The sequence below is a fragment of the Xanthomarina sp. genome, from assembly GCF_035306705.1.
Taxonomy (GTDB): Bacteria; Bacteroidota; Bacteroidia; order Flavobacteriales; family Flavobacteriaceae; genus Xanthomarina.
Genome location: NZ_DATGNO010000121.1, coordinates 1 through 25,745 on the forward strand (window position 1 = coordinate 1; position 25,745 = coordinate 25,745).

At 33.8% G+C, this 25,745-nt stretch carries 27 protein-coding genes; 8 read left to right on the forward strand and 19 right to left on the reverse strand.

What is annotated here, in order from left to right:
* The first annotated feature begins 28 nt into the window (after window positions 1–28).
* The gene (locus VKY47_RS10095; protein WP_324312509.1) at window positions 29–1,066 is read left to right on the forward strand and encodes a formimidoylglutamase; all 1,038 of its coding nucleotides are present in this window, start codon (window positions 29–31) and stop codon (window positions 1,064–1,066) included.
* On the forward strand, window positions 1,041–1,505 hold the full coding sequence (locus tag VKY47_RS10100; protein WP_324312510.1) for a GNAT family N-acetyltransferase: 465 nt from the start codon (window positions 1,041–1,043) through the stop codon (window positions 1,503–1,505). The genes VKY47_RS10095 and VKY47_RS10100 overlap by 26 nt, the downstream gene beginning before the upstream one ends.
* Before the next feature lie 65 nt (window positions 1,506–1,570).
* On the opposite strand, the gene VKY47_RS10105 is transcribed toward VKY47_RS10100, so the two are convergent.
* Complete coding sequence (locus tag VKY47_RS10105) at window positions 1,571–3,202, reverse strand: isocitrate lyase (RefSeq protein WP_324312511.1); 1,632 nt, start codon at window positions 3,200–3,202, stop codon at window positions 1,571–1,573.
* A 75-nt stretch (window positions 3,203–3,277) separates the two neighbouring features.
* A complete protein-coding gene (gene aceB / locus VKY47_RS10110; protein WP_324312512.1) occupies window positions 3,278–4,876 on the reverse strand; it encodes a malate synthase A in 1,599 nt (532 codons plus the stop codon).
* Window positions 4,877–4,995: 119 nt separating this feature from the next.
* Between aceB and VKY47_RS10115 the strand changes: the two genes are divergently transcribed.
* Together VKY47_RS10115 and VKY47_RS10120 are read left to right on the forward strand one after the other, a co-directional pair.
* A complete protein-coding gene (locus tag VKY47_RS10115; RefSeq protein WP_324312513.1) occupies window positions 4,996–6,471 on the forward strand; it encodes a helix-turn-helix domain-containing protein in 1,476 nt (491 codons plus the stop codon).
* 449 nt (window positions 6,472–6,920) lie between these two features.
* Complete coding sequence (locus VKY47_RS10120; RefSeq protein WP_324312514.1) at window positions 6,921–7,118, forward strand: hypothetical protein; 198 nt, start codon at window positions 6,921–6,923, stop codon at window positions 7,116–7,118.
* 70 nt (window positions 7,119–7,188) lie between these two features.
* Here VKY47_RS10120 and ettA read toward each other — a convergent pair whose 3' ends face one another.
* The 6 genes from ettA to VKY47_RS10150 form a co-directional block, all read right to left on the reverse strand.
* Window positions 7,189–8,880 carry an energy-dependent translational throttle protein EttA gene (gene ettA / locus VKY47_RS10125; protein WP_324312515.1) on the reverse strand — a complete coding sequence of 564 codons (1,692 nt, stop codon included), beginning with the start codon at window positions 8,878–8,880 and terminating at the stop codon, window positions 7,189–7,191.
* A gap of 151 nt (window positions 8,881–9,031) precedes the next feature.
* Complete coding sequence (locus VKY47_RS10130) at window positions 9,032–9,214, reverse strand: CAL67264 family membrane protein (protein ID WP_324312516.1); 183 nt, start codon at window positions 9,212–9,214, stop codon at window positions 9,032–9,034.
* 212 nt (window positions 9,215–9,426) lie between these two features.
* Window positions 9,427–9,867, reverse strand: coding sequence for a MarR family winged helix-turn-helix transcriptional regulator (locus tag VKY47_RS10135; protein WP_324312518.1), 441 nt, complete (start codon window positions 9,865–9,867; stop codon window positions 9,427–9,429).
* 11 nt (window positions 9,868–9,878) lie between these two features.
* A complete protein-coding gene (locus VKY47_RS10140) occupies window positions 9,879–10,160 on the reverse strand; it encodes a GNAT family N-acetyltransferase (RefSeq protein WP_324312520.1) in 282 nt (93 codons plus the stop codon).
* Between the two features lies 1 nt (window position 10,161).
* The gene (locus tag VKY47_RS10145; protein WP_324312521.1) at window positions 10,162–10,692 is read right to left on the reverse strand and encodes an NADPH-dependent FMN reductase; all 531 of its coding nucleotides are present in this window, start codon (window positions 10,690–10,692) and stop codon (window positions 10,162–10,164) included.
* Between the two features lie 2 nt (window positions 10,693–10,694).
* On the reverse strand, window positions 10,695–11,051 hold the full coding sequence (locus VKY47_RS10150) for a DoxX family protein (RefSeq protein ID WP_324312522.1): 357 nt from the start codon (window positions 11,049–11,051) through the stop codon (window positions 10,695–10,697).
* Between the two features lie 145 nt (window positions 11,052–11,196).
* Between VKY47_RS10150 and VKY47_RS10155 the strand changes: the two genes are divergently transcribed.
* Entirely contained in the window at window positions 11,197–12,825 is a 1,629-nt protein-coding gene (locus tag VKY47_RS10155) for an acyl-CoA carboxylase subunit beta (RefSeq protein ID WP_324312546.1), read from the forward strand.
* A gap of 58 nt (window positions 12,826–12,883) precedes the next feature.
* The gene (locus VKY47_RS10160; protein ID WP_324312524.1) at window positions 12,884–13,306 is read left to right on the forward strand and encodes a DoxX family protein; all 423 of its coding nucleotides are present in this window, start codon (window positions 12,884–12,886) and stop codon (window positions 13,304–13,306) included.
* Between the two features lie 2 nt (window positions 13,307–13,308).
* Here the strand turns inward: VKY47_RS10160 and VKY47_RS10165 are convergent, their stop codons facing one another.
* From VKY47_RS10165 to VKY47_RS10175, 3 genes are read right to left on the reverse strand one after another with little or no spacing between them, the layout of a single operon-like run.
* Window positions 13,309–14,385 (reverse strand): AMP-binding protein, encoded by a 1,077-nt coding sequence (locus tag VKY47_RS10165; protein ID WP_324312525.1) that lies wholly within the window; start codon window positions 14,383–14,385, stop codon window positions 13,309–13,311.
* A 5-nt stretch (window positions 14,386–14,390) separates the two neighbouring features.
* Window positions 14,391–15,389, reverse strand: a complete 999-nt coding sequence (locus VKY47_RS10170) for a CPBP family intramembrane glutamic endopeptidase (protein ID WP_324312526.1) — start codon at window positions 15,387–15,389, stop codon at window positions 14,391–14,393.
* 3 nt (window positions 15,390–15,392) lie between these two features.
* Complete coding sequence (locus VKY47_RS10175; RefSeq protein WP_324312528.1) at window positions 15,393–16,427, reverse strand: o-succinylbenzoate synthase; 1,035 nt, start codon at window positions 16,425–16,427, stop codon at window positions 15,393–15,395.
* Between the two features lie 62 nt (window positions 16,428–16,489).
* Here VKY47_RS10175 and VKY47_RS10180 point away from each other — a divergent pair, with 62 nt between their 5' ends.
* Window positions 16,490–17,446, forward strand: a complete 957-nt coding sequence (locus VKY47_RS10180) for a sterol desaturase family protein (protein ID WP_324312530.1) — start codon at window positions 16,490–16,492, stop codon at window positions 17,444–17,446.
* Window positions 17,443–18,234 carry an SDR family oxidoreductase gene (locus VKY47_RS10185; protein ID WP_324312532.1) on the forward strand — a complete coding sequence of 264 codons (792 nt, stop codon included), beginning with the start codon at window positions 17,443–17,445 and terminating at the stop codon, window positions 18,232–18,234. The genes VKY47_RS10180 and VKY47_RS10185 overlap by 4 nt, the downstream gene beginning before the upstream one ends.
* Before the next feature lie 31 nt (window positions 18,235–18,265).
* Here VKY47_RS10185 and VKY47_RS10190 read toward each other — a convergent pair whose 3' ends face one another.
* The 8 genes from VKY47_RS10190 to VKY47_RS10225 form a co-directional block, all read right to left on the reverse strand.
* On the reverse strand, window positions 18,266–18,943 hold the full coding sequence (locus VKY47_RS10190) for a metal-dependent hydrolase (protein WP_324312534.1): 678 nt from the start codon (window positions 18,941–18,943) through the stop codon (window positions 18,266–18,268).
* A 211-nt stretch (window positions 18,944–19,154) separates the two neighbouring features.
* Window positions 19,155–20,060, reverse strand: a complete 906-nt coding sequence (menA, locus tag VKY47_RS10195; protein ID WP_324312535.1) for a 1,4-dihydroxy-2-naphthoate octaprenyltransferase — start codon at window positions 20,058–20,060, stop codon at window positions 19,155–19,157.
* A gap of 26 nt (window positions 20,061–20,086) precedes the next feature.
* Window positions 20,087–20,926: a 1,4-dihydroxy-2-naphthoyl-CoA synthase gene (locus VKY47_RS10200; protein ID WP_324312537.1), complete on the reverse strand. Its 840-nt coding sequence runs from the start codon at window positions 20,924–20,926 to the stop codon at window positions 20,087–20,089.
* Window positions 20,927–20,958: 32 nt separating this feature from the next.
* A complete protein-coding gene (locus tag VKY47_RS10205; protein ID WP_324312548.1) occupies window positions 20,959–21,786 on the reverse strand; it encodes a CvfB family protein in 828 nt (275 codons plus the stop codon).
* A gap of 94 nt (window positions 21,787–21,880) precedes the next feature.
* A complete protein-coding gene (locus VKY47_RS10210; protein WP_324312539.1) occupies window positions 21,881–22,222 on the reverse strand; it encodes a DUF2853 family protein in 342 nt (113 codons plus the stop codon).
* A 171-nt stretch (window positions 22,223–22,393) separates the two neighbouring features.
* A complete protein-coding gene (gene menD, locus VKY47_RS10215; RefSeq protein ID WP_324312541.1) occupies window positions 22,394–24,154 on the reverse strand; it encodes a 2-succinyl-5-enolpyruvyl-6-hydroxy-3-cyclohexene-1-carboxylic-acid synthase in 1,761 nt (586 codons plus the stop codon).
* Between the two features lie 50 nt (window positions 24,155–24,204).
* Window positions 24,205–25,356: a chorismate-binding protein gene (locus VKY47_RS10220; RefSeq protein ID WP_324312543.1), complete on the reverse strand. Its 1,152-nt coding sequence runs from the start codon at window positions 25,354–25,356 to the stop codon at window positions 24,205–24,207.
* A partial coding sequence (locus VKY47_RS10225; protein ID WP_324312545.1) for a PaaI family thioesterase occupies window positions 25,356–25,745 on the reverse strand: 390 nt, incomplete at its 5' end. The genes VKY47_RS10220 and VKY47_RS10225, both read right to left, overlap by 1 nt.

Below are 25,745 nucleotides of genomic sequence, written 5' to 3' on the forward strand. Positions count from 1 at the left end.
TTTAGCTCCTTAAAGATGAAACTTCATTATGGACAACAATCTTATTCTATTCACTACTAGCAAATTAAAGAAGCTTTTAAAAAAAAGACCAGGTGAATCCAAATTCGGGGAACATATAAGAACGCTTAACGACATTTCTAATATATACGAAGATCTTAAAACTTTGGACGTTGAATATGTAATTCTTGGTCTTCCAGAAGATGTAGGTGTTTTCGCTAACTACGGAAACACAGGGACTTCGGCCGCTTGGGATGCCACTATTAAAGTTCTGTTAAATATACAAAATAATGCGTTTACACATGCTGATAAGGTATTGATTTTAGGACATCTTAATTTTGAAAAGGTACTGGAAAAATTATCAAAACTGGATCAAAATAAAGCAAAAGATATAGAAAAAGCAAGGAAATTGGTTTCTAAAATAGATGCTGAAGTATCCAATTGTATTTATCAAATAGTAAAAGCAGGTAAAAAACCAATCATTGTTGGTGGTGGACATAACAATGCGTATGGAAACATAAAAGGAGCTTCTTTAGCCTTGAACACCCGCATAAATGTGGTTAATTTTGATGCTCATTCAGATTTCAGAAAAGAAGAAGGCAGACATAGTGGAAATGGCTTTAAATATGCCTATTCTGAAGGGTTTTTAAAGAAATATTTCATTTTCGGACTTCATGAAAACTATACGTCCATGGATATTTTCAAAACTCTAGATGAAAACAAAAACTTGGATTATACAACTTTCGAAGCCATGAAGATTAGAAAAAAACCTCCTTTGCAAGGTGAAATGTTGCGAGCTCTAAATCACATTTCAGAAAATTATTTCGGAATAGAAATAGACTGCGATGCCATCCAGAACATACCAAGTAGCGCCATGACCCCAAGTGGTTTTTCGGTAGAAGAAACCCGACAATTTGTGTCTTATTTTGGGAAAGATGAAAAAGCAACCTATTTACACATTTGTGAAGCTGCTCCAACACCAGAAACTGAAACTCAAGTAGGGAAACTAATTACTTATTTAATAACCGACTTTATTAGAGCCCATGCAAATAGAAATCATTCCGTTTAAGACAGAGTACTCTAAAGATTTCTACACGTTAAATATAGCATGGTTAAAAAACCTTTTTAGCGTAGAACCTATTGATGAGGAAATATTAAGTAATCCTAAAAAACACATTATTGATAAAGGTGGTTTTATTTTTTTTGCTTTACTAAACAAACAAGTGATAGGCACAGTAGCTTTAATTCCAATACAAAAAAAAGACACTTTTGAGCTCACTAAAATGGCCGTTTCTCCAGAATTCCGTGGTCATAAACTAGGCCAAAAATTAATGCAATACTGTTTAGATTTTGCTAAAGAGCGGCAGTTTAAAAGACTCCTCCTCTATTCTAGCAAAAAACTAGAAAACGCTATTTATATTTATAAAAAGTTTGGATTTGTTGAAATCCCAGTAGAAGCTAATTGCCCTTATGCCCGTTGTGATATTAAAATGGAATACCCTTTATAAAAAAGAGGCTGAATGAAAAGTATCAGATCTTTTCATTCAGCCTCTTTTTAATTTATACCATTTATTTAGACAACCACTGTTAGTTTTTCTTCAACTTTATTGTTTTCCGATTTTAATTCAAATTGATTTGAAGTGTTTTTCTCGCCTCCAGCTTTTAACGCTTTATCTCCAGCAAAGAAGGTTTTATGGGCATCACCTAAATCTGAACCTGCCATGCGTTGATGCTTCACACAGGAAACTCCTTTACGAATTTCTTGTCTTTGAACTCCCTCAACATAAGCCAACATGCCTTGATCTCCAAAATATCCTTCTGTAAGATTGTTCATATCTAGTGCTGTAGTATGATATGTTGGCAAAGTAATTAAGTGATGAAAAATTCCGGCTTCTCTCGCACCATCTGTTTGGAACGTTCTTATTTTTTCATCTGCAATTTTACAAAGCTCTGAAGCATCGTATCTAGCATCCATTAAATTGTTTTTATCATATTCAGACATGTCTTTTCCTAATGCTAACATTTCAGCATACACTTGATTACGGAAATTTAAGGTCCAGTTAAAAGATGGTGAATTATTGTAAACCAATTTAGCATTTGGCACAACTTCTTTAACCCTATTTACCATAAGGGCAATTTGCTTCACATTTGGCGTTGGTGTTTCAATCCATAAAAGATCTGCTCCGTTTTGAAGACTCGTAATACAATCTAAAACAACTCGATCTATGTTAGAGCCTTCTTTAAATTTATATAAACCATTGGGCAATCTAACCGGACGTACTAATTTCCCATCTCGTTTTAGTAGAACATCATCTTCTTTGGCATGATCAATAGTTATTTCTTCTGCTTCAACAAAAGCTAAATATTGGGAAGCCAAATCTCCAGGCTCTTGACTAACTGGTAATTTTTGTGTTAAACTAGCACCTTCAGAGTCGGTTCTTGCAACTATAATCCCATCATCCACACCTAGCTCCAAAAACGCATATCTAATGGCATTTAATTTAGCGATGTAATCTTCATGTGGCACAGTAACCTTCCCATCTTGATGTCCACATTGTTTGGCGTCGGACACTTGATTTTCAATTTGAATGGCACAAGCTCCAGCTTCAATCATTTTTTTTGTCAAAAGATAAGTAGCTTCTTCATTTCCAAAACCAGCATCAATATCAGCAATAATAGGAACGATGTGTGTTTCATAATTATCAATTTGATCTTGCACATCTTCTCCTCTCTCAAGTCTTTTAAATAGATCGTTTAGTTCAATGGCATCCGCTTGACGTAAGAAATCATATATCTCCTTTATTAGAGCGGGAACTGCCGTTTTTTCGTGCATGGATTGATCTGGTAAGGGTCCAAATTCTGAACGCAAGGCAGCTACCATCCAACCAGAAAGATATAAGTATTTTTTATTTGTGGTTTTGTGATGTTTTTTAACAGCAATCATTTTTTGTTGAGCCACAAACCCGTGCCAACAACCTAGAGATTGGGTATAGTTAGATGAATCTGCATCGTATTCAGCCATATCTTTTCTCATAATGGCTGCTGTGTATTTTGCGATATCCAAACCTGTTTTAAAACGGTTTTGAGCAACCATTCTAGCTGCGCTTTCAGGATTAATGGCGTTCCAAGTTTCTCCGTACTTTTCTTTAAGGTTTCTTACAGTCTGCAAGGCAGAACTATAATTTGATTGTGCTAAATTTTTCATACTTTTGCGTTAGGTTATTATAAATTAATAATTGAATCCTGCTGAGTGTTCGAGCATTCTCAGGATTTTTTATTGTTATAGATTTTGATAAGCGGATTCTGTTAAGAATTCTTCAAATTTGTCTGACAATACCAGTTTATCAAATAATTTTATTGCTAGGTCGAATTTGGTGTTTTCGATATTTTCTTGTCCGATTTTTGATAGTATTTTTTCAATTTCTTCATCAAAAATGGTCATATAAAGTTCGATATTGAATTTTCTTCCATCTTCCAGTACGACTTCATTTTTAAGCCATTGCCAGATTTGAGTTCTAGATATTTCAGCAGTTGCAGCGTCTTCCATTAAATTATATAGAGCAACAGCGCCATAACCACGTAGCCAAGCTTCCATATAAAGGATGGCGACATTAATATTTTTTCTAATACCTGCTTCGGTTACTGTTCCAATGGGTAATTCAAGTAGGTTTTCTTGAGTAATATAATCAGCATCTCTCTTAATATGCAACTGATTTTCTGTAGGCATATATTTATCAAACTCTTGCAGCGCTATTTTAACTAAGGCCGGATGGGCAACCCATGTTCCATCATGACCATTCTTAACCTCCCGTTCTTTATCTGCTCTCACTTTTTCTAAAGCTATAATATTGGCATAATCATCATTTTTAATAGGAATTTGCGCAGCCATCCCGCCAATGGCATGAATCCCTCTTTTATGGCAACGTTGTATAACTAACTTAGAATAAGCATCCATAAACGGTGAAGCCATGGTTACTTGGTCTCTATTTGGAACTGTGAAATTAGCGTGATTTCTAAATTTTTTGATATATGAAAAAATATAATCCCAACGTCCACAATTTAATCCTACGATATGATCTTTTAATTCGTAAATAATTTCGTCTAACTGAAAACTAGCTGTAATAGTTTCAACCAAAACAGTTGCCTTAAAAGTTCCTTTTGGTACATTTAAATAGTCCTGAGAAAATTCAAAAACCTGGTTCCACCAACGTGCTTCTAAATAATGTTCTAGTTTTGGAAGGTAAAAATATGGAGCCGTATTATTTTTCATGAGCTCTTTAGCATTATGAAAAACATATAAACCAAAATCCAACAAGCTACCAGAAATTTGTTCTCCACCAATTAAAAGATGTTTGTCATTTAAATGTAAACCTCTAGGGCGCACCAATAAAACTGCTGTCTTAGCATGTAATTTATACTGTTTGGTTTTGTCTTTATTAGTAAACGAAATTGTTTTCTTTATAGCATCTTTTAGGTTTTGCTGACCATCCATAATATTTTCCCATGATGGCGCTGTACTATCTTCAAAATCTGCCATAAAGGTTTTTGCATCCGAGTTTAAAGCATTAATAACCATTTTTCTTTCTACGGGTCCAGTAATTTCAACTCTCCTATCTAATAAATCTTTAGGAATAGAATTTGCAACCCAATCGGATTCTCTAATATTTTTAGTTTCCGCAGGAAAGTTTGGCAAAACACCTTTATCGAAAAGTGCTTGTTGAATTTTTCTGGATGCCAACAATTCCAACCTACCATTATTAAACTTATCGTGCAAAACACGAATAAAATCTAAAGCTTCTTGAGTTAAGATCTCTGGATAAAAATGAGATACCTCATCTGAGAATTGAATTTTTTTCTGAATTAATATTGTGTTTTCCATGCTGTTATTGTTTTTCAGTTACAATAATAAAACAAACATTTTAAAAAACCAAGCGAACGTTCGCTAAATAATTAAATTCGCAAAATAAACAAATACGCAAAAAATACTATCTTTGTTTTATGGAAGAAGAATACATTAAACTTATTTTTGGTTTAAAATTGAAACAGAAGCGGACTGAAAAGAATTTATCCCTCTTTGGTTTATCCAAACTTTCGGGTTTATCAAAATCCTATTTAAACGAAATTGAAAAGGGAAAAAAATACCCAAAACCTGATAAAATAGCTATCTTATCTGAGAAACTAGATGTGCCTTACGATCAAATGGTTTCTTTAAAGCTAGATAAGAATCTGGCTCCAATTGGCGAAATCTTACAATCTAAAATCCTAAAGGAAATTCCCCTTGAACTTTTCGGGATCAAAGAGAGCAACCTAATTGATATTATTTCCAATGCCCCAGCAAAAGTAAATGCCTTTATAAGTACCATAATAGAAATTGCCCAAAACTATAATTTTAGCCGTGAGAGTTTTTATTTGGCTTCCGTACGTTCATTTCAAGAAGCAAACAACAATTATTTTGACGACATAGAACAAAGTGTTGTTAAATTTGCCAAAGCTTATCAAATAGATTTAACCAAATCAATTTCATCCAAAGAACTAGAAGAAATACTTATTGAGGAATATGGTTATACCATAAATGAAACAGAATTAGACAAACATTTAGCTTTAGATAATCTTCGTTCAGTTTTTGTGCCTAAAACAAAAACGTTGTTATTGGCCAGTAAAATGGACGATGCTCAAAAAACCTTTATATACGCCAAAGAGATAGCCTATAATTATTTAGACTTTAAAGAACGTCTTTACACCTTTTCCTGGATTAAATTCGAAAACTTTGATCAGGTATTAAACAATTTTTATGCCTCTTATTTTGCTGGAGCACTAATATTACCACGAGCAGTCATTACAGAAAAACTCAGTAAACTTTTTAGTAAAAAAACCTTTGATGAGAAGTTGCTTTTAGATATCATACAATCCTTCAATGCGTCTCCGGAATCGTTTTACCAGCGTTTGACAAACATATTGCCCAAAGATTTTAACATTCAAAATCTATTCTTTTTACGTTTTTCCCATCGTGAAGGAACCGAAAGATTTCATCTTAAAAAAGAATTGCATTTATCGCATCAACATTCACCGCATGCAAACGAAACCAATGAGCATTATTGCAGACGCTGGGTTTCCTTAAAGGTTTTAAAAGACATTAGCACCAGTAATAAAGAGCATATTTTTGATATGCAGATTTCTAATTATCCAAGTGATAATATGAGTTATCTCGTTTTGTCATCGGCAACAAAAGATCCTTTTAGAGAGTCCTATTTTAGAAGTATTAGTGTGGGATTATTAATTGATAAACAGTTAAAAAGAAAATTAGCCTTTTTAGAATCTTCAAAAATAAAAAACACGGAAGTTGGAGTTACCTGCGAACGATGTGCTATTTCTAATTGTGAGGTCAGACAAGCGCCTGCCATTAGGTTAGAAAATAAAGCGAAAAACAAACAAATTGAATTAGTAGTGGAAGATTTAAAAAATAGATTTAGTTAACTTTTAATTATTCATGAATTTATTCAAACATGGTCAAGCTTAGGAAAGTTCTTTTGCATAAATCCTTAGTACCATTCCGTTTTATAAATTGGATTTAAATCATCCTTTTCCGTTCTAAATAAGGTGATTTTAAACATTTTTTTTTGTGTTTAAGCACAGGAAGAGCTAGGAAAACAGAATAAGTACTGTGCTAGTTTATAAATCTAAAAAGCATTCTTGTTGCTATAAAAAACAGACAAGTTTAACAGCATAAAAAAGCTTGAGCCCCCTGAAAATGATGAATGCAAGAATAATTAATCCATTTATTATGTTTGACTCGGATTCTTTAATCTTTTAGAGGCTAGTTGTTTAGTTTAAAAATAAAGCTTATATTTGAATAGCTATTAACCAAATCGAGTACCTGCATGTTAGAATATATTCTATTTCCCAGAGTTCTGTTTATATCTATTATGGAACAAATCAGTGTTGTTACTGCCCTATTTATTTCGGTTGTTTTCTTCTTAATACTACTTGTTTTAGGATGGAGAAAATCTTATTTATTAAGAAAAGAAAGTGATAAATTGAGTCAGACGTTTACTATAGATTCCGACGATAACAACAAAATCTATAAAGACTTTACTGAAAGTCATTTATACGACAACCATTAATAAATCTAATAATATATCAACTAAAAAAGCCTCGAAATTTCGAGGCTTTTTTAGTACTATTCATCAAAAACTATCTAACTAATTTTCGGTATTTAATTCGTTTTGGCATTAAATCGCCACCAAGACGTTGTTTTTTATTCTCTTCGTAATCACTAAAACTACCTTCAAAGAAATAAACTTCCGAGTTGCCTTCAAAAGCTAAGATGTGTGTACAAATTCTATCTAAAAACCATCTATCATGCGATATAACTACTGCACAACCAGCAAAGTTTTCAAGACCTTCTTCTAAAGCTCTTAAGGTGTTAACATCCAAGTCGTTTGTAGGCTCATCTAGCAACAATACGTTTCCTTCTTCTTTAAGTGTCATGGCCAAATGCAGTCGGTTACGTTCTCCTCCAGAAAGCATGTTTACTTTTTTATTCTGTTCGCTTCCACTAAAGTTAAATCTGCTTAAATAGGCACGGGAATTAACCTGTCTGCCGCCCATCATAACCAATTCTTGTTCATTGCTAAAGTTTTGCCAAATAGTTTTTTCAGGATCAATATTAGAATGTGCTTGATCCACATAAGCAATCTTAGCAGTTTCACCTACTTTAAATTCACCTTTATCTGGAGTCTCTTCTCCCATAATCATTCTAAAAATGGTGGTTTTACCAGCTCCGTTTGGACCAATAATACCAACAATTCCAGCTTGTGGTAAATTGAAGTTTAAATTATCGTACAACAATTTATCGTCGTAACCCTTACTTACTCCTACTGCTTCAATAACATTAGTTCCTAAACGTGGTCCATTAGGAATGTAGATCTCCAGTTTTTCGTCTAATTGTTTTTGGTCTTGACTTAATAACTTATCGTAATTCTTTAAACGTGCTTTTTGTTTGGTCTGTCTTCCTTTTGCTCCTTGTCTTACCCATTCCAACTCACGTTCTAAGGTTTTCTGACGTTTGGAAGCTGTTTTTCCCTCTTGGGCCATACGTTTGGATTTTTGTTCCAACCACGATGAGTAATTCCCTTTCCAAGGAATTCCTTCACCTCTATCCAACTCTAAAATCCATCCAGCTACATTATCCAAGAAATATCTATCGTGCGTTACTGCAATAACCGTTCCTTTATATTGTGCCAAATGATGCTCTAACCAATGTACGGATTCTGCATCCAAGTGGTTGGTAGGCTCATCCAGTAACAATACATCCGGCTCTTGTAATAACAATCTACATAAGGCTACACGACGTTTTTCACCTCCAGAAAGTACACTTATCTTTTTGTCGCCATCTGGAGTTCTTAAAGCATCCATGGCGATTTCTAGTTTGGTATCGAGTTCCCAAGCATCTGAAGCGTCAATTTGATCTTGTAAAATAGCTTGCCTGTTCATAAGCTTTTCCATTTTATCTGGATCGCTATAAACTTCTTCCAAACCAAACATGTCGTTAATTTTATTGTATTCATCAAGAATGGCAACCGTTTCGGCAGCTCCTTCCTTTACAATTTCCATAACAGTTTTGGTATCATCCAATTGAGGCTCTTGCTCCAAATAACCTACAGTATAACCTGGAGAAAACACCACATCGCCTTGATAGTTTTTATCAATTCCTGCAATAATTTTTAATAAAGTGGATTTACCAGAACCGTTAAGTCCTAAAATTCCAATTTTTGCACCATAAAAGAAGCTTAAATAAATATTCTTTAAAACTGGTGTATTCGCACTCTGATAGGTCTTGGTTAAACCAGACATCGAGAAAATTACTTTTTTATCGTCGCTCATAATTATAAGAGAATTGTTATTGAATTATTATGTTAATTGGTTTGTGGTTTATAGTTAAATTAATCTTTTTCTATATTTTAGGCCTTTTAATTCTGAGTTGCGTAAATAACACATAAAAGCTCCAGAGCTTTGAACTATAAACAATAAATATTTAAACCCTCCCTTTTAAGGCATTGAAAACCCATGCTACCGCAAAGAATCCGATTCCTACGGCTGCAAATCCCCAACCTGCTACATCATCATATCTAAATGCTCCTAAAGCAATTAATGCCAGTCCTACAAAAATCATAATTGATGTAGCCCAGGCCAAAACAGTATTCTTATTCATTGCCATTATATCTGTAATTTTATAGTTAGTAGAAATGCAAATATCGGTATTTAAAACAATAAAAACACCCCTAGAGGTGCTTTTTCATATTTTGAAGTTTTAATCATTATACCATTGGCACTTCAATTAAATGTTGTCCAGAAACATCAATTGCATTTATTGAAAATGCGATGATTTCAGAAAAACCAAGCACATCTCAAGTTTCTAGAGTCTCGTTTTCAATATCTTATTTTATCTAATAAATCACTTAATTGAGATGCTTCATCTTCGGTTAAATTTTTAAGTAAATCTTCCTGGTTTGCTTTAGAAATACCTTCAAGTAAATTTAATCCTTTTTCTGTAATTTTTATATGTACTACTCTCCTATCATTTGGACAAGGCAAACGCTCTATTAAATTTTTAGCACAAAGCTTATCCATTAATCGTGTAGCATTTGGCGCCCTTTCTATCATACGTTCTTTAATGGTTTGAACCTTTAAAGCCTCTCCCGCTCCTTTTAATATTCGCAAAACATTATATTGTTGTAGTGAAATTTTAAAAGGCTTGAAAAATAAATTTTGGTAACTAGTAATCCAATTTGCAGTAAATAGAATGTTTATCATTGCTTTTACTTTAGCATTTGGAAAAGTAGAATGTATGTCTTTAGAAATATCTCCCATTTTCTGTAAGTTTATGCCAATCTATCCGCATATTCCTGTTTTTTCTTAAAAACTGCTGCTGCATATGAACATGTTGGAATGGCCTTGATATCTTTTTCTCGCATAAATTTAACAGCTGCTTCCATAAGGATATAACCTACACCTTGTCCTTTTAGTTCCTCATGAACTTCTGTATGATCTATACTTATTTTGTGTTTATCTATATATGAATAGGTCATTTCTGCTTTTTCACTTCCATCTATCTCAATATAGAATTTTCCTTCTTTGCCCGATTCTGAATGTTGTACTTCCATATTATATGGCTTTTGAAAAAATTGTTATTTTATTTAGTAATTCATCATTCCAAGTTTTATCCATAAGTTTTCCTTCTGAAAAGTTTTTGGCAAAAAACGGAAGACAAAAATCTGCTACAATATTTGCATCGTGCCTAGGAAACCTGTCTTTAGCTATTGCCAAAACTGAAGCTCCACCTCTAGCTCCTGTGGATGTTGCCATTAATAACATGGGTTTGTTTTGAAATGATTTTTGTTCAATTCTTGAAATCCAATCAAATAAATTCTTAAAAACTGAAGCGTAAGCGCCATTGTGCTCTGCTAATGAAATTATAATTCCATCTGCATTTTTTATCGCTTCTACTAACTTTTTAGCGTTTTCTGGATGCCCCATCTCTGCTTCCAAATCCACACTAAACAAAGGGACATCAAAATCGTTTAAATCTAAAACATGGGTTTCTATGTTGTCTACTAATGAGGAAGCGTAAGTTACTAACTGTTTATTTATAGATTGTTTGCTATTACTACCCGCAAATGCAATAATTTTTTTCATAATTAAGCTTGTATTTTTTTGCTAAAAATATAAGAAATTATTAATAAAACAAATGCAAGTAAAGCAGAAATATGTTCCCCATCATTAATCACGAAATGAGCAAAAAAGGCTAAGATAAATGCATAGAAGAAGCCTGCATATGCCCATTCTTTTATAATTTTAAAGTTAGGGTTCCAAATGGCAAATAAGCCGACTAGCTTAATAACAGCATATGGGTAAATAATATAAGTTGGATAGCCGAAACTGGTAAACATTTCAGCTACTTCCTCATAATTAAAAAAATACATGCCAGCTGAAAATAATATTAAAACAGTTAACAGAGCTGTTGCTACATAATAGATAATCTTATTCCTTTTCATAAATATGTTATTTGGATTAGTTGACAAATTTACAATTAATTAAATTAGTTTCCTAGGAAACTATTACCATGTAATGTTATTTAACAAAATATTCGCTTTTAAACCATGTTCTTCTTTTGTAAATTCGTCCCAAATAAATATTTCTATGGATATCAACTTCAATAAAAACGAAGATTACAATAAACTTTTAGTTTCGGAATTAAAAAAGCGTTTTGCCCAAGTAAGACTTGGAGGTGGAAAAAAGAATATTGAAAAACACCACGCTAAAGGAAAAATGACTGCTAGAGAACGCATTGATTATCTTTTAGACGAAAAAAGAGATAGCATAGAAATAGCTGCTTTTGCTGGAGATGGCATGTATGAGGAACATGGAGGCTGCCCTTCGGGAGGTGTTGTTGTGAAAATGGGATACATCCAAGGAAAGCAATGTATAGTTGTAGCAAACGATGCCACCGTTAAAGCTGGAGCCTGGTTTCCTATTACTGGGAAAAAGAATTTACGTGCACAGGAAATCGCCATAGAAAACAGATTACCAATTATTTACTTAGTGGATTCCGCTGGTGTTTATTTACCCTTACAGGATGAAATATTTCCAGACAAAGAACATTTTGGACGTATTTTTAGAAACAACGCCATTATGAGCAGTATGGGAATTACCCAAATTGCTGCTGTTATGGGAAGCTGTGTAGCTGGTGGCGCCTATTTACCAATTATGAGCGACGAGGCCATGATAGTGGATAAAACAGGAAGTATCTTTTTAGCAGGAAGTTACTTGGTAAAAGCTGCTATTGGAGAAACCATTGACAACGAAACCCTAGGTGGCGCAACTACCCATTGCGAGATTTCTGGGGTTACCGATTATAAAGCGAAAGATGATAAAGATGCTTTAGACCGAATTAAAAGGATAGTCGATAAAATAGGCGATTTCGATAAGGCTGGATTTAACCGAGCCGACTCCAAAAAACCAAAAGAAATACAAGAAGATATTTATGGAATATTGCCAAGATCGCGTGCAGATCAATATGATATGTATGAAATCATCAAGCGCTTGGTAGATAATTCCGAATTTGATGAATATAAAGCTGGATATGGAAAAACCATAATAACAGCCTACGCCCGAATTGACGGTTGGGCCGTTGGAATTGTTGCCAATCAAAGAAAATTGGTAAAAACAAAACAAGGCGAAATGCAATTTGGAGGTGTAATCTATAATGACAGCGCGGATAAAGCCACGCGCTTTATTACCAATTGCAACCAAAAGAAAATTCCATTGGTATTCTTGCAAGATGTGACTGGTTTCATGGTTGGAAGCAAGAGCGAACATGGAGGAATTATTAAAGATGGTGCAAAAATGGTAAATGCCGTAAGTAATTCCGTGGTTCCAAAATTCACGATTATATTAGGAAACAGTTATGGTGCTGGAAACTATGCCATGTGTGGAAAAGCCTACGACCCAAGGTTAATAGTAGCCTGGCCAAGTGCCGAATTGGCTGTAATGAGTGGAAACAGTGCTGCAAAAGTATTGCTTCAAATTGAAACAGCCTCGTTAAAAAAGAAAGGCGAAGTAATTACCAAGGAAAAAGAAGACGAATTATTCAATAAAATAAAAGATCGCTACGACAAACAAGTGTCTCCATATTATTCTGCTTCCAGAATCTGGACAGATGCTATAATCGATCCGTTGGATACCAGAACTTGGATTAGTATGGGAATTGAAGCTGCGAACCACGCTCCTATTGAGAAAAAATTTAATTTGGGAGTTATTCAAGTGTAGCCTTTCATTTTAAACAGATTTTTCGTACCTTAATGATTGAAAATCAAACATTTTGATCATGGGAAAAATAAAAACCTTAAACAAATGGGCAAATACACATTCCTATTACCCATTAGATGTTTTACGCATTGCTTTAGGCGCTTTTCTATTTATGAAAGGCGTCCATTTTGTATCGAATAGCGAGCTCTTGGTGGAGTTAATTAAACCAATGGACAATTATGCTGGAAGTATGATTATGGCTCATTATGTAGCTGCTTCACACTTAGTTGGTGGACTTTTAATTACTTTTGGTTTATTGACCAGATGGGCTATAATTGTTCAAATACCTGTTTTAATAGGTGCTATTCTAATCAATTTTATGGGAGAATTTAATGCTACTAATTTTTTATTAGCAAGTATTACTTTATTGGTTTGTGTGTTTTTTATGTTTTATGGCTCAGGGAAACATTCAGCGGATTACTATTTTAAAATGCAGCAATAATTTTATTTTTTAATTGCAGCTATCGTTTGTAAACGTTGAATTTTACCAGAAGTGGTTTCGACAAATTTTGAAACTACATAGGTTTTCTTTGGTCTTTCATAAGCATCCAAAGTATCAAAAACTGAAGTCGGAAAATTGATATTATCTGCTTCTAAAACAAGAATCAATCTCTCTCCTAATTTATCATCTGCTTCTGAAGCAATAAAAAATCGATGTGAGATTATGCTTTTTAATTTCTCTTCTATTTGTTCAGGGAAAAATTTAATCCCTCCAGAATTTATAACATTGTCCATTCTTCCCAACCATTCAAAAGAGGTTTCGGAATGTAGCTTAACCACATCATTGGTAATTATATTTTCTTTAGAAAGCTGTGGAGCATCAATAACTAAACACTCTCTATTATCTTGAGAAATACTAATATTTGGAAGTGTATGATAGTAGGAGGTCTCGACACTTTCTGCCTCATTAAAATTATTCAATGGTTTAACGGCAATGTGCGTGATGGTTTCTGTCATGCCATAAGTAGCATAAACCTTCGTTTTTAATGTCCTTATTTTCTCTATAAGCTCATTGGACATGGGAGCGCCACCAACAATAAGCTTTTTAACATGAGTTAGTTTTTTTAAGTTATTCTCAACTTGCATTGGAACCATAGCACAAAAATCGTAATGTTTTTTGGAGCTAAAATTTAAAATGGATCCAGGTTCTACAACATCTACTTGCAATCCTAAAATAATGGCTCGAACCAGCATCATTTTTCCTGCAATAAATTCTGTGGGCAAACAATGCAACGCTTTATCTCCTGGTTTTAAATCAAAATAATTCCCGGTTGCAATAGCAGAATACACCATGGCCTGCTTTTTAATTTTTATGGTTTTTGGTTTTCCTGTAGTCCCAGAGGTTTTGGTTTTTATATAATCTTTAGAATCCAACCAATCTGCAAGAAAATCGCCCAAAGCCTTTTCAAATGGTTTCCCTTCCTTGATAAAGGCATAGGCAACCTCATTTAATCCGTTGTAAGTATAGGTCTTGTTGTTTAGTTTAAATCGGTTGTGAACTTTATCGTAAGTAGGAATCATAAATTCTATTCTGTATGGCTGTTATCTTCAAAGACGTTTTCTTCAAATGCTGTATTAACTAAAGGTATTTCAACTATTGGCGCTTCAATATTACCAAATAATTTATCCTTCCAATTGGTCCACTTATATTTCTTAGAGAAAATGAACAATAATAAAGGGAACACGATAAAAACTGGCATGAATATTTCGGTAAAACTGGCAGAAGTTGGTTCAGACATATCTTTTAAAACAGAATGTGTTTGGAAAGCCGTCCAGTCTGCAGTAACCAATAAGGCTGTAAATAAATTATTGGCAGCATGAAACCCTAGAGCCAACTCCATTCCTTCGTCCATTAGAGTCATTATTCCTAAAAACAGACCTGTTCCTATATAGTAAACCATAATAATCTTACCTAGTTTGTCCACTTCGGGATTTGCAATGTGCAACATTCCAAAAACAACTGAAGTTGTCAACAAAGGCACCCATTTATTTTTGGCCAAAACCCCAATTCCCTGCATTAGATACCCTCTAAATAGATATTCCTCAAAACTGGTTTGCAAAGGCACTAAAACGACTGCTATAACGCATAAAACGATAAACGGTTGCATTTTAAAATTAACTTCATAATCTTCTGGAGTTAAATAATAATCAAAAAGAATAAATCCAGAACTTATAACGCCCCAAAGTATAAAAGCAAACCAAATACGTTTCCAATCTATCTTATTTCTAACAGTTGTTAAGGACGCAATACTTTGCTTATGAAGCAGTTTTACAACCAAAAACAGTCCTACTAAACCAATTGCAAAGGAAAGCAGCATTAAAAACAAATTCAAATTGGGTTCCAACATGGTCATCATTTTGGTTTCGTCCAATCCAAAAATACTTTCTCCCTCGTTCATGGCCTTCATAAACACAGCCACTGTAAACGGAATTTGCCCGATAACTACGGCAATAATAATTAAGATGGTTCCAACTAAGTATCTCCACCAATCGTGTAACGCATTAAAAGCTTGAGCTATATACATATATTATAAGTTAAAATTCCAGTGTTTATTTTTTTGGTACTGCAATGTACCATTTTTTACATTTAAAGGAGAGGTAAAATTATTAGTGAATAAACTTCCTGTTCCGAGACCTTGTGGCAAAGCACTTTTCAAGGTGTAAGTCCACTGTGCAATGGCATTCAAACCCACATTACTTTCTAGGGCGCTTGTAATCCACCAGCCTGATTTTTGATTTTCTGCTAAATCAATCCACTCCCGACTTCCTAAAAAACCGCCAACCAAACTTGGTTTTAAAATAATATATTGTGGTTTTATTGTTTGAAGCAAGGTTTTCTTTTTTTCTTTTGAAAAAATACCAATCAGTTCTTCATCTAAAGCAATTGCTAAAGGAGTTTTTTCACATAAACTAGCCATGTCCTCAATTTGACCTTGTTTTATAGGTTGTTCAATAGAATGGATATCAAATTCTGAAAGTATTTTTAATTTTTCCAAAGCTTCTGACGGTGAAAAAGCCCCATTGGCATCCACACGCAATTCGATAACTTTTGAAGAAAACTCTTTTCTAATGGATTTTAAAAGCTGTAATTCCGTTTGAAAATCGATAGCGCCAATTTTCATTTTAATACAGGAAAAACCAGCTTCAAGTTTCTCTTTTATTTGTTGTTTCATGAAATCTTCAGAACCCATCCAAATCAAGCCATTTATTGGAATGGCATCTGTTCCTCGAGTAAACTCTGAAGGGAATATTTTAAAAGAATCTTCACTTTTAAACGAAGCAAAAGCTGTTTCCAATCCAAACTGAATGCTTGGAAATTTATAAAGCTCCTCTAATAACACCTGTAAACCCAAATGAATATTTAAACAAGTCCATTGTAGAATTTCTTCATAATGTGGCACATCGTCTGTACTCAAACCTTTAAAAAGACCACATTCTCCTACACCAATCTTCCCCTCTTTTTCAAGGATTAAAAACCAGGTTTCCTTTGTTTTTAAGACGCCTCTAGACGTGCCGCTGGCTTGTTTAAAGTTTAAAATGTATTTCTGGTAGCTTGCTTTCATAGTAAGGTTCAAAAATAGACAAAATATTTTGTACATTAGGCTACCAATTATATTTAATAGTCATGCCAGAATTTCCAAATCTCATTCATTTTGCCATTCCATTTTTTATAATTTCCATGCTTTTGGAGTTGTTTATTACAACTAAACAAAAAATAAAAGCGTACGAAGCTAAGGATGCCTTTACCTCTATTACAATGGGTTTAGGAAATGTTTTTATAGGACTTTTAAGTAAAGGATTCGTTCTATTAGCTCTATTTTTTGTGTATGAAAACTTCAGATTTTTTACTATCCCAGTAGCTTGGTGGAGTTTTATTCTATTGTTTTTTGCAGACGACATATCCTATTACTGGTTTCACAGAATCTCGCATGAATGCAGATTATTTTGGGCTTCGCATGTGGTACACCATTCTTCACAACATTACAATTTAAGTACCGCTTTAAGACAAACTTGGTCTGGTGGTTTTTATACGTTTATTTTTTGGTTGTGGTTGCCTTTGCTCGGCTTTCATCCTGCCATGATATTATTACAAATGTCCGTGAGTTTGCTGTATCAATTCTGGATTCATACAGAGACCATAAACAAGCTTCCTAAATGGTTTGAAGCTGTTATGAACACGCCTTCACATCATAGAGTTCATCATGGTAGCAATCCCATTTACTTGGATAGAAATCATGCTGGTATTTTAATTATTTGGGACAAACTTTTTGGAACGTTTCAAGAGGAATTGGACGAGGAAAAAGTAGTTTATGGCTTGGTAGAAAACATCCACACATTTAATCCTGTTAAAGTAGCTTATATTGAATGGTTCCACATGTTAAAGGATGTTTTTACTAGTAAAACATCCTTGCTAAATAGAATGAAATATCTTATAAAACCTCCTGGTTGGAGACATGATGGCACTGGAAAAGGAAGTAATGATTTAAGAGAAGAATGGCTTCATGCTAGTTTACAATCGCAGTCTGAAGTAGAAATCCAGCAGCCTTCGATTCCTGTTGAAAGCGAAAACACATTGGCATGACCTTTAAAAATAAAGTAGTTTGGATTACCGGAGCTTCCAGTGGCATAGGAAAAAGTTTGGCTATGGAGTTATCCAAACAAGAATGTAAATTAATACTTTCTTCTAGAAATAAAGATCAACTTTTAGAAGTGCAAAAAAAATGTAAAAATTCCGAAAACATAAAGATTTTGGTTTTTGATCTGGCACACTACGCTAATATGGAATCTGTGTTTGAAGATGCTTTGAAACTCTTTGGACGTGTGGATGTTTTAATTAATAATGGAGGCATCAGTCAGCGTTCAGCAATTATAGAGACCTCCATTGAGGTCGATAAAAAACTTATGGAAATCGACTACTTAGGAACGGTGGCATTAAGTAAAGCTATTCTACCACATTTTGTTGATAATCAGAACGGGCATTACGTGGTTGTTTCCAGTATTATGGGGAAGTTTAGTTCTCCTTACAGGTCAGCTTATTGTGGAGCCAAACATGCCTTACATGGTTTTTTTGATGCTTTACGTATGGAACACGACAAAGACCAAATAAAAGTAACCATGATTTGCCCAGGATTTGTAAATACAAATGTTGCTAGAAATGCCCTAACAGCTGATGGTAGCAAACAAGGTGAACAAGATAGCATGACCGAAAACGGTTTACAAGTTGATGTCTTTGTAAAGCGCATGCTTAAAGCTATTAGAAAAGAAAAATACGAAGTCTATATTGGTAAAAAAGAAGTGCTAGGCGTGTATTTAAAGCGCTTTTTCCCAAAGCTCTTGCATAGGTTAGTGTTGAAGAGTCGAGTTAATTAATGATTTGCATGGAGATCTATTGAAATAATTATTACAACTCAATACTCTCCCCTATTTTCAATAACATTAAATCTTTATTTTTATCAAAAAATTTACGTTTTGCTTCTTCGTGATCGATTTCAATATATCCAAAAGTATCGTAGTGATAACCTAATATTTTATCGCATTGTATAAAATTACTTGCTAAAATGGCATCATCAATTCCCATGGTGAAATTATCTCCTATGGGTAAAATGGCCAAGTCCAATTTAATTTGCATCGGAATTAGTTTCATATCCATGGTAAGCGCTGTGTCTCCAGCAATATAAATATTTTTCCGTTCGCCTTCAATTACAAAACCACCTGGCTGACCTCCATAACTACCATCTGGGAAAGAAGATGTATGAATGGCATTCACGTATTTAACGTTTCCAAATTCGAAATCCCAACTTCCTCCAAGATTCATTGGGTGTCCTTCAAAACCTTTATTCTGAAAATAAGTAACAATCTCAAAATTAGATACAATTACAGCATCTGTACGTTTTGCAATGGCTTCCACATCCAAAATATGATCTTGATGCGCATGGGTCAATAAAATATAATCTGCTTTTAAAGAATGTATATCAATATGAGCGGCTTTTTCATTTGCCGAAATAAACGGATCAATTAAAATATGAACATCGTTAACTTCAATTCCTAAACTTGCGTGACCGTAAAAAGTAATTTTCATATCGAGAGATTTTAATAGAAAGTTATTGAAAATGGAAAATACAAAAAAAAACTCAAACAAATTTCAGTAATTTGCTTGAGTTTTTCAATCCCCAAAATATGAAGCCATTTAATATGCTTCATGGTATTGATAATAGAATATCAACACATCAAATATAAAACATATTGACTTGAAAAACAAGAGATTGCGTGTTTATTTTATATCTTAAATCTTATAACAAATGTCCGATTGCCAATAAAACAGATAAGGCAAAAGTAGATAAAGCCAATTTTTTTAATTCCGGATCTAGTAATTTTGGTTCATTATTTTTCCTAACCATAAGCAAATGCTTAATTAAAGGAATATAAACCAAAACAAAAATTAGGTTGAAGATAGATGTATAATAAAGAATGCCAAATAAAGCCGATAATACAATAGCTGAACCCACTAAAAAATAGTGATATATTTTGCCGTTCTCGAAGCCCATTTTAACGATAAGCGTGTTTTTATTGGCGTTTCTATCGGAATTAATATCACGTAAATTATTTAAATTCAGGACAGCTACACTTAACAAACCAATGGTACACGCCGGAAGAAATACCACATGATCTATTTGTTTTGAAAACAAAACATAACCGCCAACAACACTTACAAAACCAAAAAACACAAATACAAACAAATCTCCCAAACCTCTGTATCCATAGGCATTGCTTCCAACGGTATACTTTACAGCTGCATAAATAGAGATTAAACCTATACCAAAGAACAACAGTCCCAAAAGAAAATGATGCGTTCCAAAAGCAGATAGAATTAATAAAAGAGCCAATACAATGGTAATAAGAATATTCATTTTTATGGCTTCAAACATCTTTTCCGGAGTAATAACCCCACTTTGTATGGCACGTTGTGGCCCCACTCTTTCATGATTGTCTGTACCTTTTATTCCATCGCCATAATCGTTCGCAAGATTAGATAAAATTTGCAAACTCAAAGTGGTTAAAAGCGCAAAGACAAACACCATCCAATTAAAAACCCCATTATATGCAGCCAAACTTGCAGCTACAATAATTCCGGAAACGGATAAAGGAAGGGTTCTTAACCTAAAAGCTGACAGCCAGGTTGTATAGTTTTTAAACATAAAAAAGATTTGAGATGGTTATAGATTTAAGGAATCCATTTTTTTGGAAAATTAGGCTTGCGTTTTTCAAGAAAAGCATCACGACCTTCTTTTGCTTCGTCCGTCATGTAGGCTAGACGGGTTGCTTCACCAGCAAATACTTGTTGTCCAACCATGCCATCGTCTGTTAAATTCATTGCGAATTTTAGCATTTTTATGGATGTTGGCGATTTCCCTAATATTTCCTGCGCCCATTCATAAGCTGTATTTTCTAAGTCTTCATGAGGAACTACGGCATTTACCATCCCCATTTCAAACGCTTCTTGAGCCGAATAATTTCTTCCTAAGAAAAAGATTTCACGTGCTTTTTTCTGACCCACCATTTTGGCCAAATAAGCAGAGCCATAACCCCCATCAAAACTTGTAACATCGGCATCTGTTTGCTTAAAAATGGCATGTTCTTTACTCGCTAAAGTTAAATCGCAAACCACGTGTAAACTGTGTCCGCCACCAACTGCCCATCCTGGAACTACAGCAATAACCGCTTTTGGCATAAACCTGATAAGCCGTTGCACTTCTAGAATATTTAATCTATGGTACCCATCTTCTCCTACATAACCTTGATGTCCTCTAGCCTTTTGATCGCCTCCAGAACAGAAGGAATATACCCCATCTTTCGAAGAAGGACCTTCAGCGGAAAGCAATACAACTCCAATATTTACGTCTTCACCAGCATCATAAAAAGCATCATACAATTCTTTGGTGGTTTTTGGTCTGAAAGCATTTCTAACATCTGGTCGGTTAAAAGCAATTCTTGCAACCCCATTGCATTTTTTATAGGTAATGTCTTCGTATTCTTTGGCAGTTTTCCAGTTTATCTCATTCATGTTTCGTTCTTCTTTTAATATGAAATTTTACGTTATATCAAATAAATTCCGTCGTCCTTAATTTCAATAAGTTTTTGCTTATATAATGTACCCACAGCTTTTTTAAAGCTTTTCTTGCTCATCTGAAGGATGCGTTTAATATCTTCCGGATCGGATTTATCAGTTAATTTTAAATAACCACTGTTAGCTCTTAATTGATCCATAATATCTTCGGCATTTGGTTCAATATTTCTATAGCCTATTTGACCTAAAACAACGTCAATTTTATTGTCGGGTCTAATTTTTTTAACATATCCTTTTAAACGATCTCCAACACTTAAATCCTGGAAGATATCATCATTAAAAATAAGTCCTAAATGCTTTTTGTTGATAATAACATTCATGCCAATATCTGATGGATGGGAAACAATTAAGTCCACCTCTTCAAACTCACTTACCGTAAGTTCTCTATTATCCAAAAACTGATTGGTTTTACTGGAAGCTACCAATCTATTGGTTTTTTCATCTAAAAAACAATACACAAAATACCAGCCTCCCTTTTTCATTTTAAAAGCTTGCTCTCCAAACGGACAAAATAACTCCTTAAGCATGCCCCAATCTAAAAAGGCCCCATGTTCAGTAACGGCATTACATCTCAATAAAGCAAAATCGCCTTTTTTAATATATGGTTTGTCTGTTACTGCAACTAAGCGTTCTTCGTTGTCTAAATAAACAAACACTTCAATTTTTTCCCAAATCTTAAATGTTTCTGGAACATATCTATTTGGTAATAACACTTCGTTTCCTTCTTCATCTGCCAAATAGGCTCCTTGTTCAGATTCACGAATTATTTCTAAGGTATTGTATTCTCCTAAATTTATCGTGCTGTAAAGGTAATAATATTAGCTATAGAAATAAAAAAAGCGTTACAATTCTAAATTTGGAATTGTAACGCTTAAATACTAAAATTTTAGATTATTTATAAACGGATTCTTTTTTAAAGTGTTTGGTCAATAAATAATAAACCACAGGTCTATATTTATTTCTGTTGGATTGTCCGTATTGATCCATAACCACTTGAATACCTTTATCTAAGTCTGGACCGTCTTTTAATCCTAATTTTTTTATTAGAAAATTATTTTTTACTGTAGCTAATTCTGAAGGATCTGTTGCAGAAACAGTTGCTGCATCCGCATTATAAATTGATGGTCCACAACCAATAGTAACTTTTGTTAGTAAGTCCATATCTGGATTAACACCACATTTGTCTTTTAAATCTGCAGCATACTTCACAATTAATTCGTCTCTTTTTCCCATGTTTATTTTAATTTATAGATTAATAATAATTCAACACTAAATATAAACAATTTTTATGTATTTAAAAGTGAAATTCTCTTGATATCCTCACAAATATGAAATTTTTTATAGCTTTTTACACTTTTTTGTGATAAAACCATAAATTAAAAGAACATTCAAATCTTATTCACACTATTTTATAAATTTAAAATAATCCAATAACACTTGATCGTTAATTGTTCGAGGTGTAAATACTTCTAATAACTTGGGTTGTTCCGATTCTGTAAAAAATGTTTTTAACTGGTATTTTAGCTGTTTCTCATTGACTGCAGTAGCATAATCTAACTCATACATTTTACAAAGGTGCTTCGCAGAAAAATTATGGGTAGTTTCAAAATAAGTTTCGAATTTTTTAGATTCCTTATTTCCTGGAAGAATTCTAAAAATTCCACCTCCCTGATTATTTATTACAACAATTCTAAAATTATTTGGAATATAGTTGTTCCACAAGGCATTGCTGTCATAAAAGAAACTCAAGTCACCAGTAATTAAAACCGTCTGTTTTTTATGGACTTTAGAGCAACCAATGGCTGTACTTGTACTTCCATCTATGCCACTTGTACCGCGATTACAAAAAACCGGAATATTTTTATTTAAATCAAAAAGTTGCGAATATCTAATGGCAGAACTGTTTCCTAATTGTAAAACAATCTTTTCTGGCAGATTATTTAAAACTTCATCAAAAACCTTAAAATCGCTAAACGGAATGGTTTCGACATATTCCAAGTGTTTTTCCTTTCTCTTTGCTTTCACTTCGTTCCAATTGGAACTATAGTCACTTTTCACAAAGTGCGTAAGTCTTGGTAAAAGCGAGTTGAAAAAATTGTTTGGTGTGGCTTCTATATGTTTGTCTAAACAGAAAAAAGTATCGTTTGCTGTTTTCTTATCAATATGCCAATGGTGTTTTGGTTGATACTTTCGTAAAAAACTTTTTATTTTTTTAGACACGATCAAGCCTCCAAAAGTCACTAAGATATCTGGTTGTAAATCTTTAAATTCTTCTTCGGTAAGAGGCGCAATCAATTTATCAATACTATTAAAAAATTGCTTGTTATGGATGTTAGACGTGGTCTCCGTAAACACAATAACACTACTATCCTTAGCCAATTCATCTAGAATTTTTTGTTCGATTTGATTGGGTTTATTGGCTCCTACTAAAATCATTTTTTTAGCATAACTGTTCCAATCGTCGTAACATTCTTGAATAAAGAAGTCGTCAATCTTTTTCTTTTTCTTTTCAATATCGATAACTTTCGGATTGGTTAAAAGATTATCCGTCGTTTCATAAAGAGGTTCTTCAAAAGGTATATTTATATGAACAGGGCCATTAGATAAAATAGCTTTATTGATGGCCGTATTGATTTTGGTTTCGTTTTCGTCCTCCAGTTCCTGTTTCACACCTAACATACGTTCCAATTTATTTTCTATGGATCTAATAATTGCAGGTTCTGACTCATTTAAGTTTTTTGGCGCATGTTCGAAATTCAACTTTAAATTGGCTGAAAATAAAATATGATTGGCAAACACATCCTTCTGATTGATGGTTTGTCCATCTCCAATTCCTATTAAATAGTTAGGTCTATCGGCCGATAAAACCACCAAGGGAATATCGCTATAAAAAGCTTCCGAAATGGCTGGATAATAATTCAACAAAGCACTTCCAGACGTACAAACAAGAGCCACAGGAGCTTCTATTTGTTGCGCAATACCTAATGCGAAAAATCCAGCACAACGCTCGTCCACAATACTATAACATGTAAAAAAAGGGTCGTTGGTAAAACCAATGGTTAATGGCGCATTTCTACTTCCTGGAGAAATTACAATATGTTGAATGTTTTTGGCTTTACATAACTGAATAACAGTTTGAGCCAGAGGGTTTTTTGAATATAGCATTTTAGAAAAAATCTGACTGTAAATGTAACAAATAGCCTAACGATATAAAATTATTGCAATACCTTTTTCATCACCAAAGCTTTGGAGCAGGTTTCTTGCCATTCTGCTTCTGGATTTGAATCTTTGGTAATGCCTCCACCAACATAAATTAGTGCCCTTTTATCTAAGATTTGCATACAACGCAGATTTACAAATAAATTAGATACGTTTTTTATGGAAGCATAGGCATTATTTTCAACATTTCGTCTGTTGGTATTTCTCGTGTTTTTTTCCTGTAAATTTAATTCGCCTAGAAAGCCTGTGTAAAACTCTCTATTGTAATTTTCGTTTTTTAAAATGAATTGTTTAGAGGCTTCTTTAGGCATTCCACAAACGGCAGGCGTTGGATGTAATTGGTCTAGCAAATCTTTAAAACTGGAATTCTTAAAGTTTAAAATTCCTGAAATATTGGTTTGCAAATGAAGAAGATTTCCAGCTTTAACCGTTTTAACTTCCGAAATATGTATATTTTCCGTGGACTCCTTCAGACTTTGTAAAATAAAATCTGTTACAAATTGTTGTTCTTCTTTTTCCTTTTTTTGCCAAAGCACTTGTTCTGTTCCTTCATATTTCTGCGTTCCAGCCAAAGCCATGGTTTTAAATCGAGAGCCTTCGGTACTTATTAAATTTTCGGGTGTAGCTCCAAGCCACAAACCAATTTCTGGATGAAACCAACAATACACGAATGCCGTTGGATAATTTTGAAGTAAACGCTTAAAAATTTCTATGGGATTTTCTTCTTTCAATCCAAAAGGTTCACGTCTGGATAAAACAACCTTCCCAAACTGTGCTTTTTTTATGGCTTCAACACCTTTTTGAACGAGTTTTATATGAAAATTTCTATCGGAATCAACATCTTCAGAATTATCTCGAAACGTACCCTTTTTTACTAATTTATTGCTTAGTTCTAAAAGTTCACTTAAGTTGACAGATGCGCATGCTATAGAAACTGATGCTTCAAAAGGAATTAAAACAGAGCTTTTGGTGGCATCAAAAGGAGCCATTACAAAACCCTTTTCCGAATAATCTTTAATAAGATGAAGTTGCTTGGTATTTTGAAGCATGGCTTTCACTTCACCTTCATTTGGTTTTCTATAGACTACAAAAGGTAATTGCTTTTTTAAATGCTGATGAATATTTTGAAAAAAATCTTCAGAGGTCATTATTTGGTTTTTGGTAGTGAAATGGTTGAAAGTCGGCAAATAGAAATTAGATTGTCGTTATCGTCTGTAACCCTAATATCCAATAACTGCGTCGTTCTCCCTTTATGTAAAAAAGTAGCTTTGGCATACACATAACCTTCTCTCACACTTTTTAAATGGTTGGCGGTAATTTCCAAACCGCGCACAAAATTATTTTCTATATCGATAAATAAATGCGAGGCAAAACTTCCAACACTCTCCGCCAAAGCTGCAGTGGCACCGCCATGCAAAACACCGTCAGGCTGATAAACCCTAGAGTTTACCGGCATTCTGGCTATTAGAAAATCGGGGCCATAATCAATCATTTCAATATTTAAAGTTTCCATTAAGGTATTTTTACTGGCAGCATT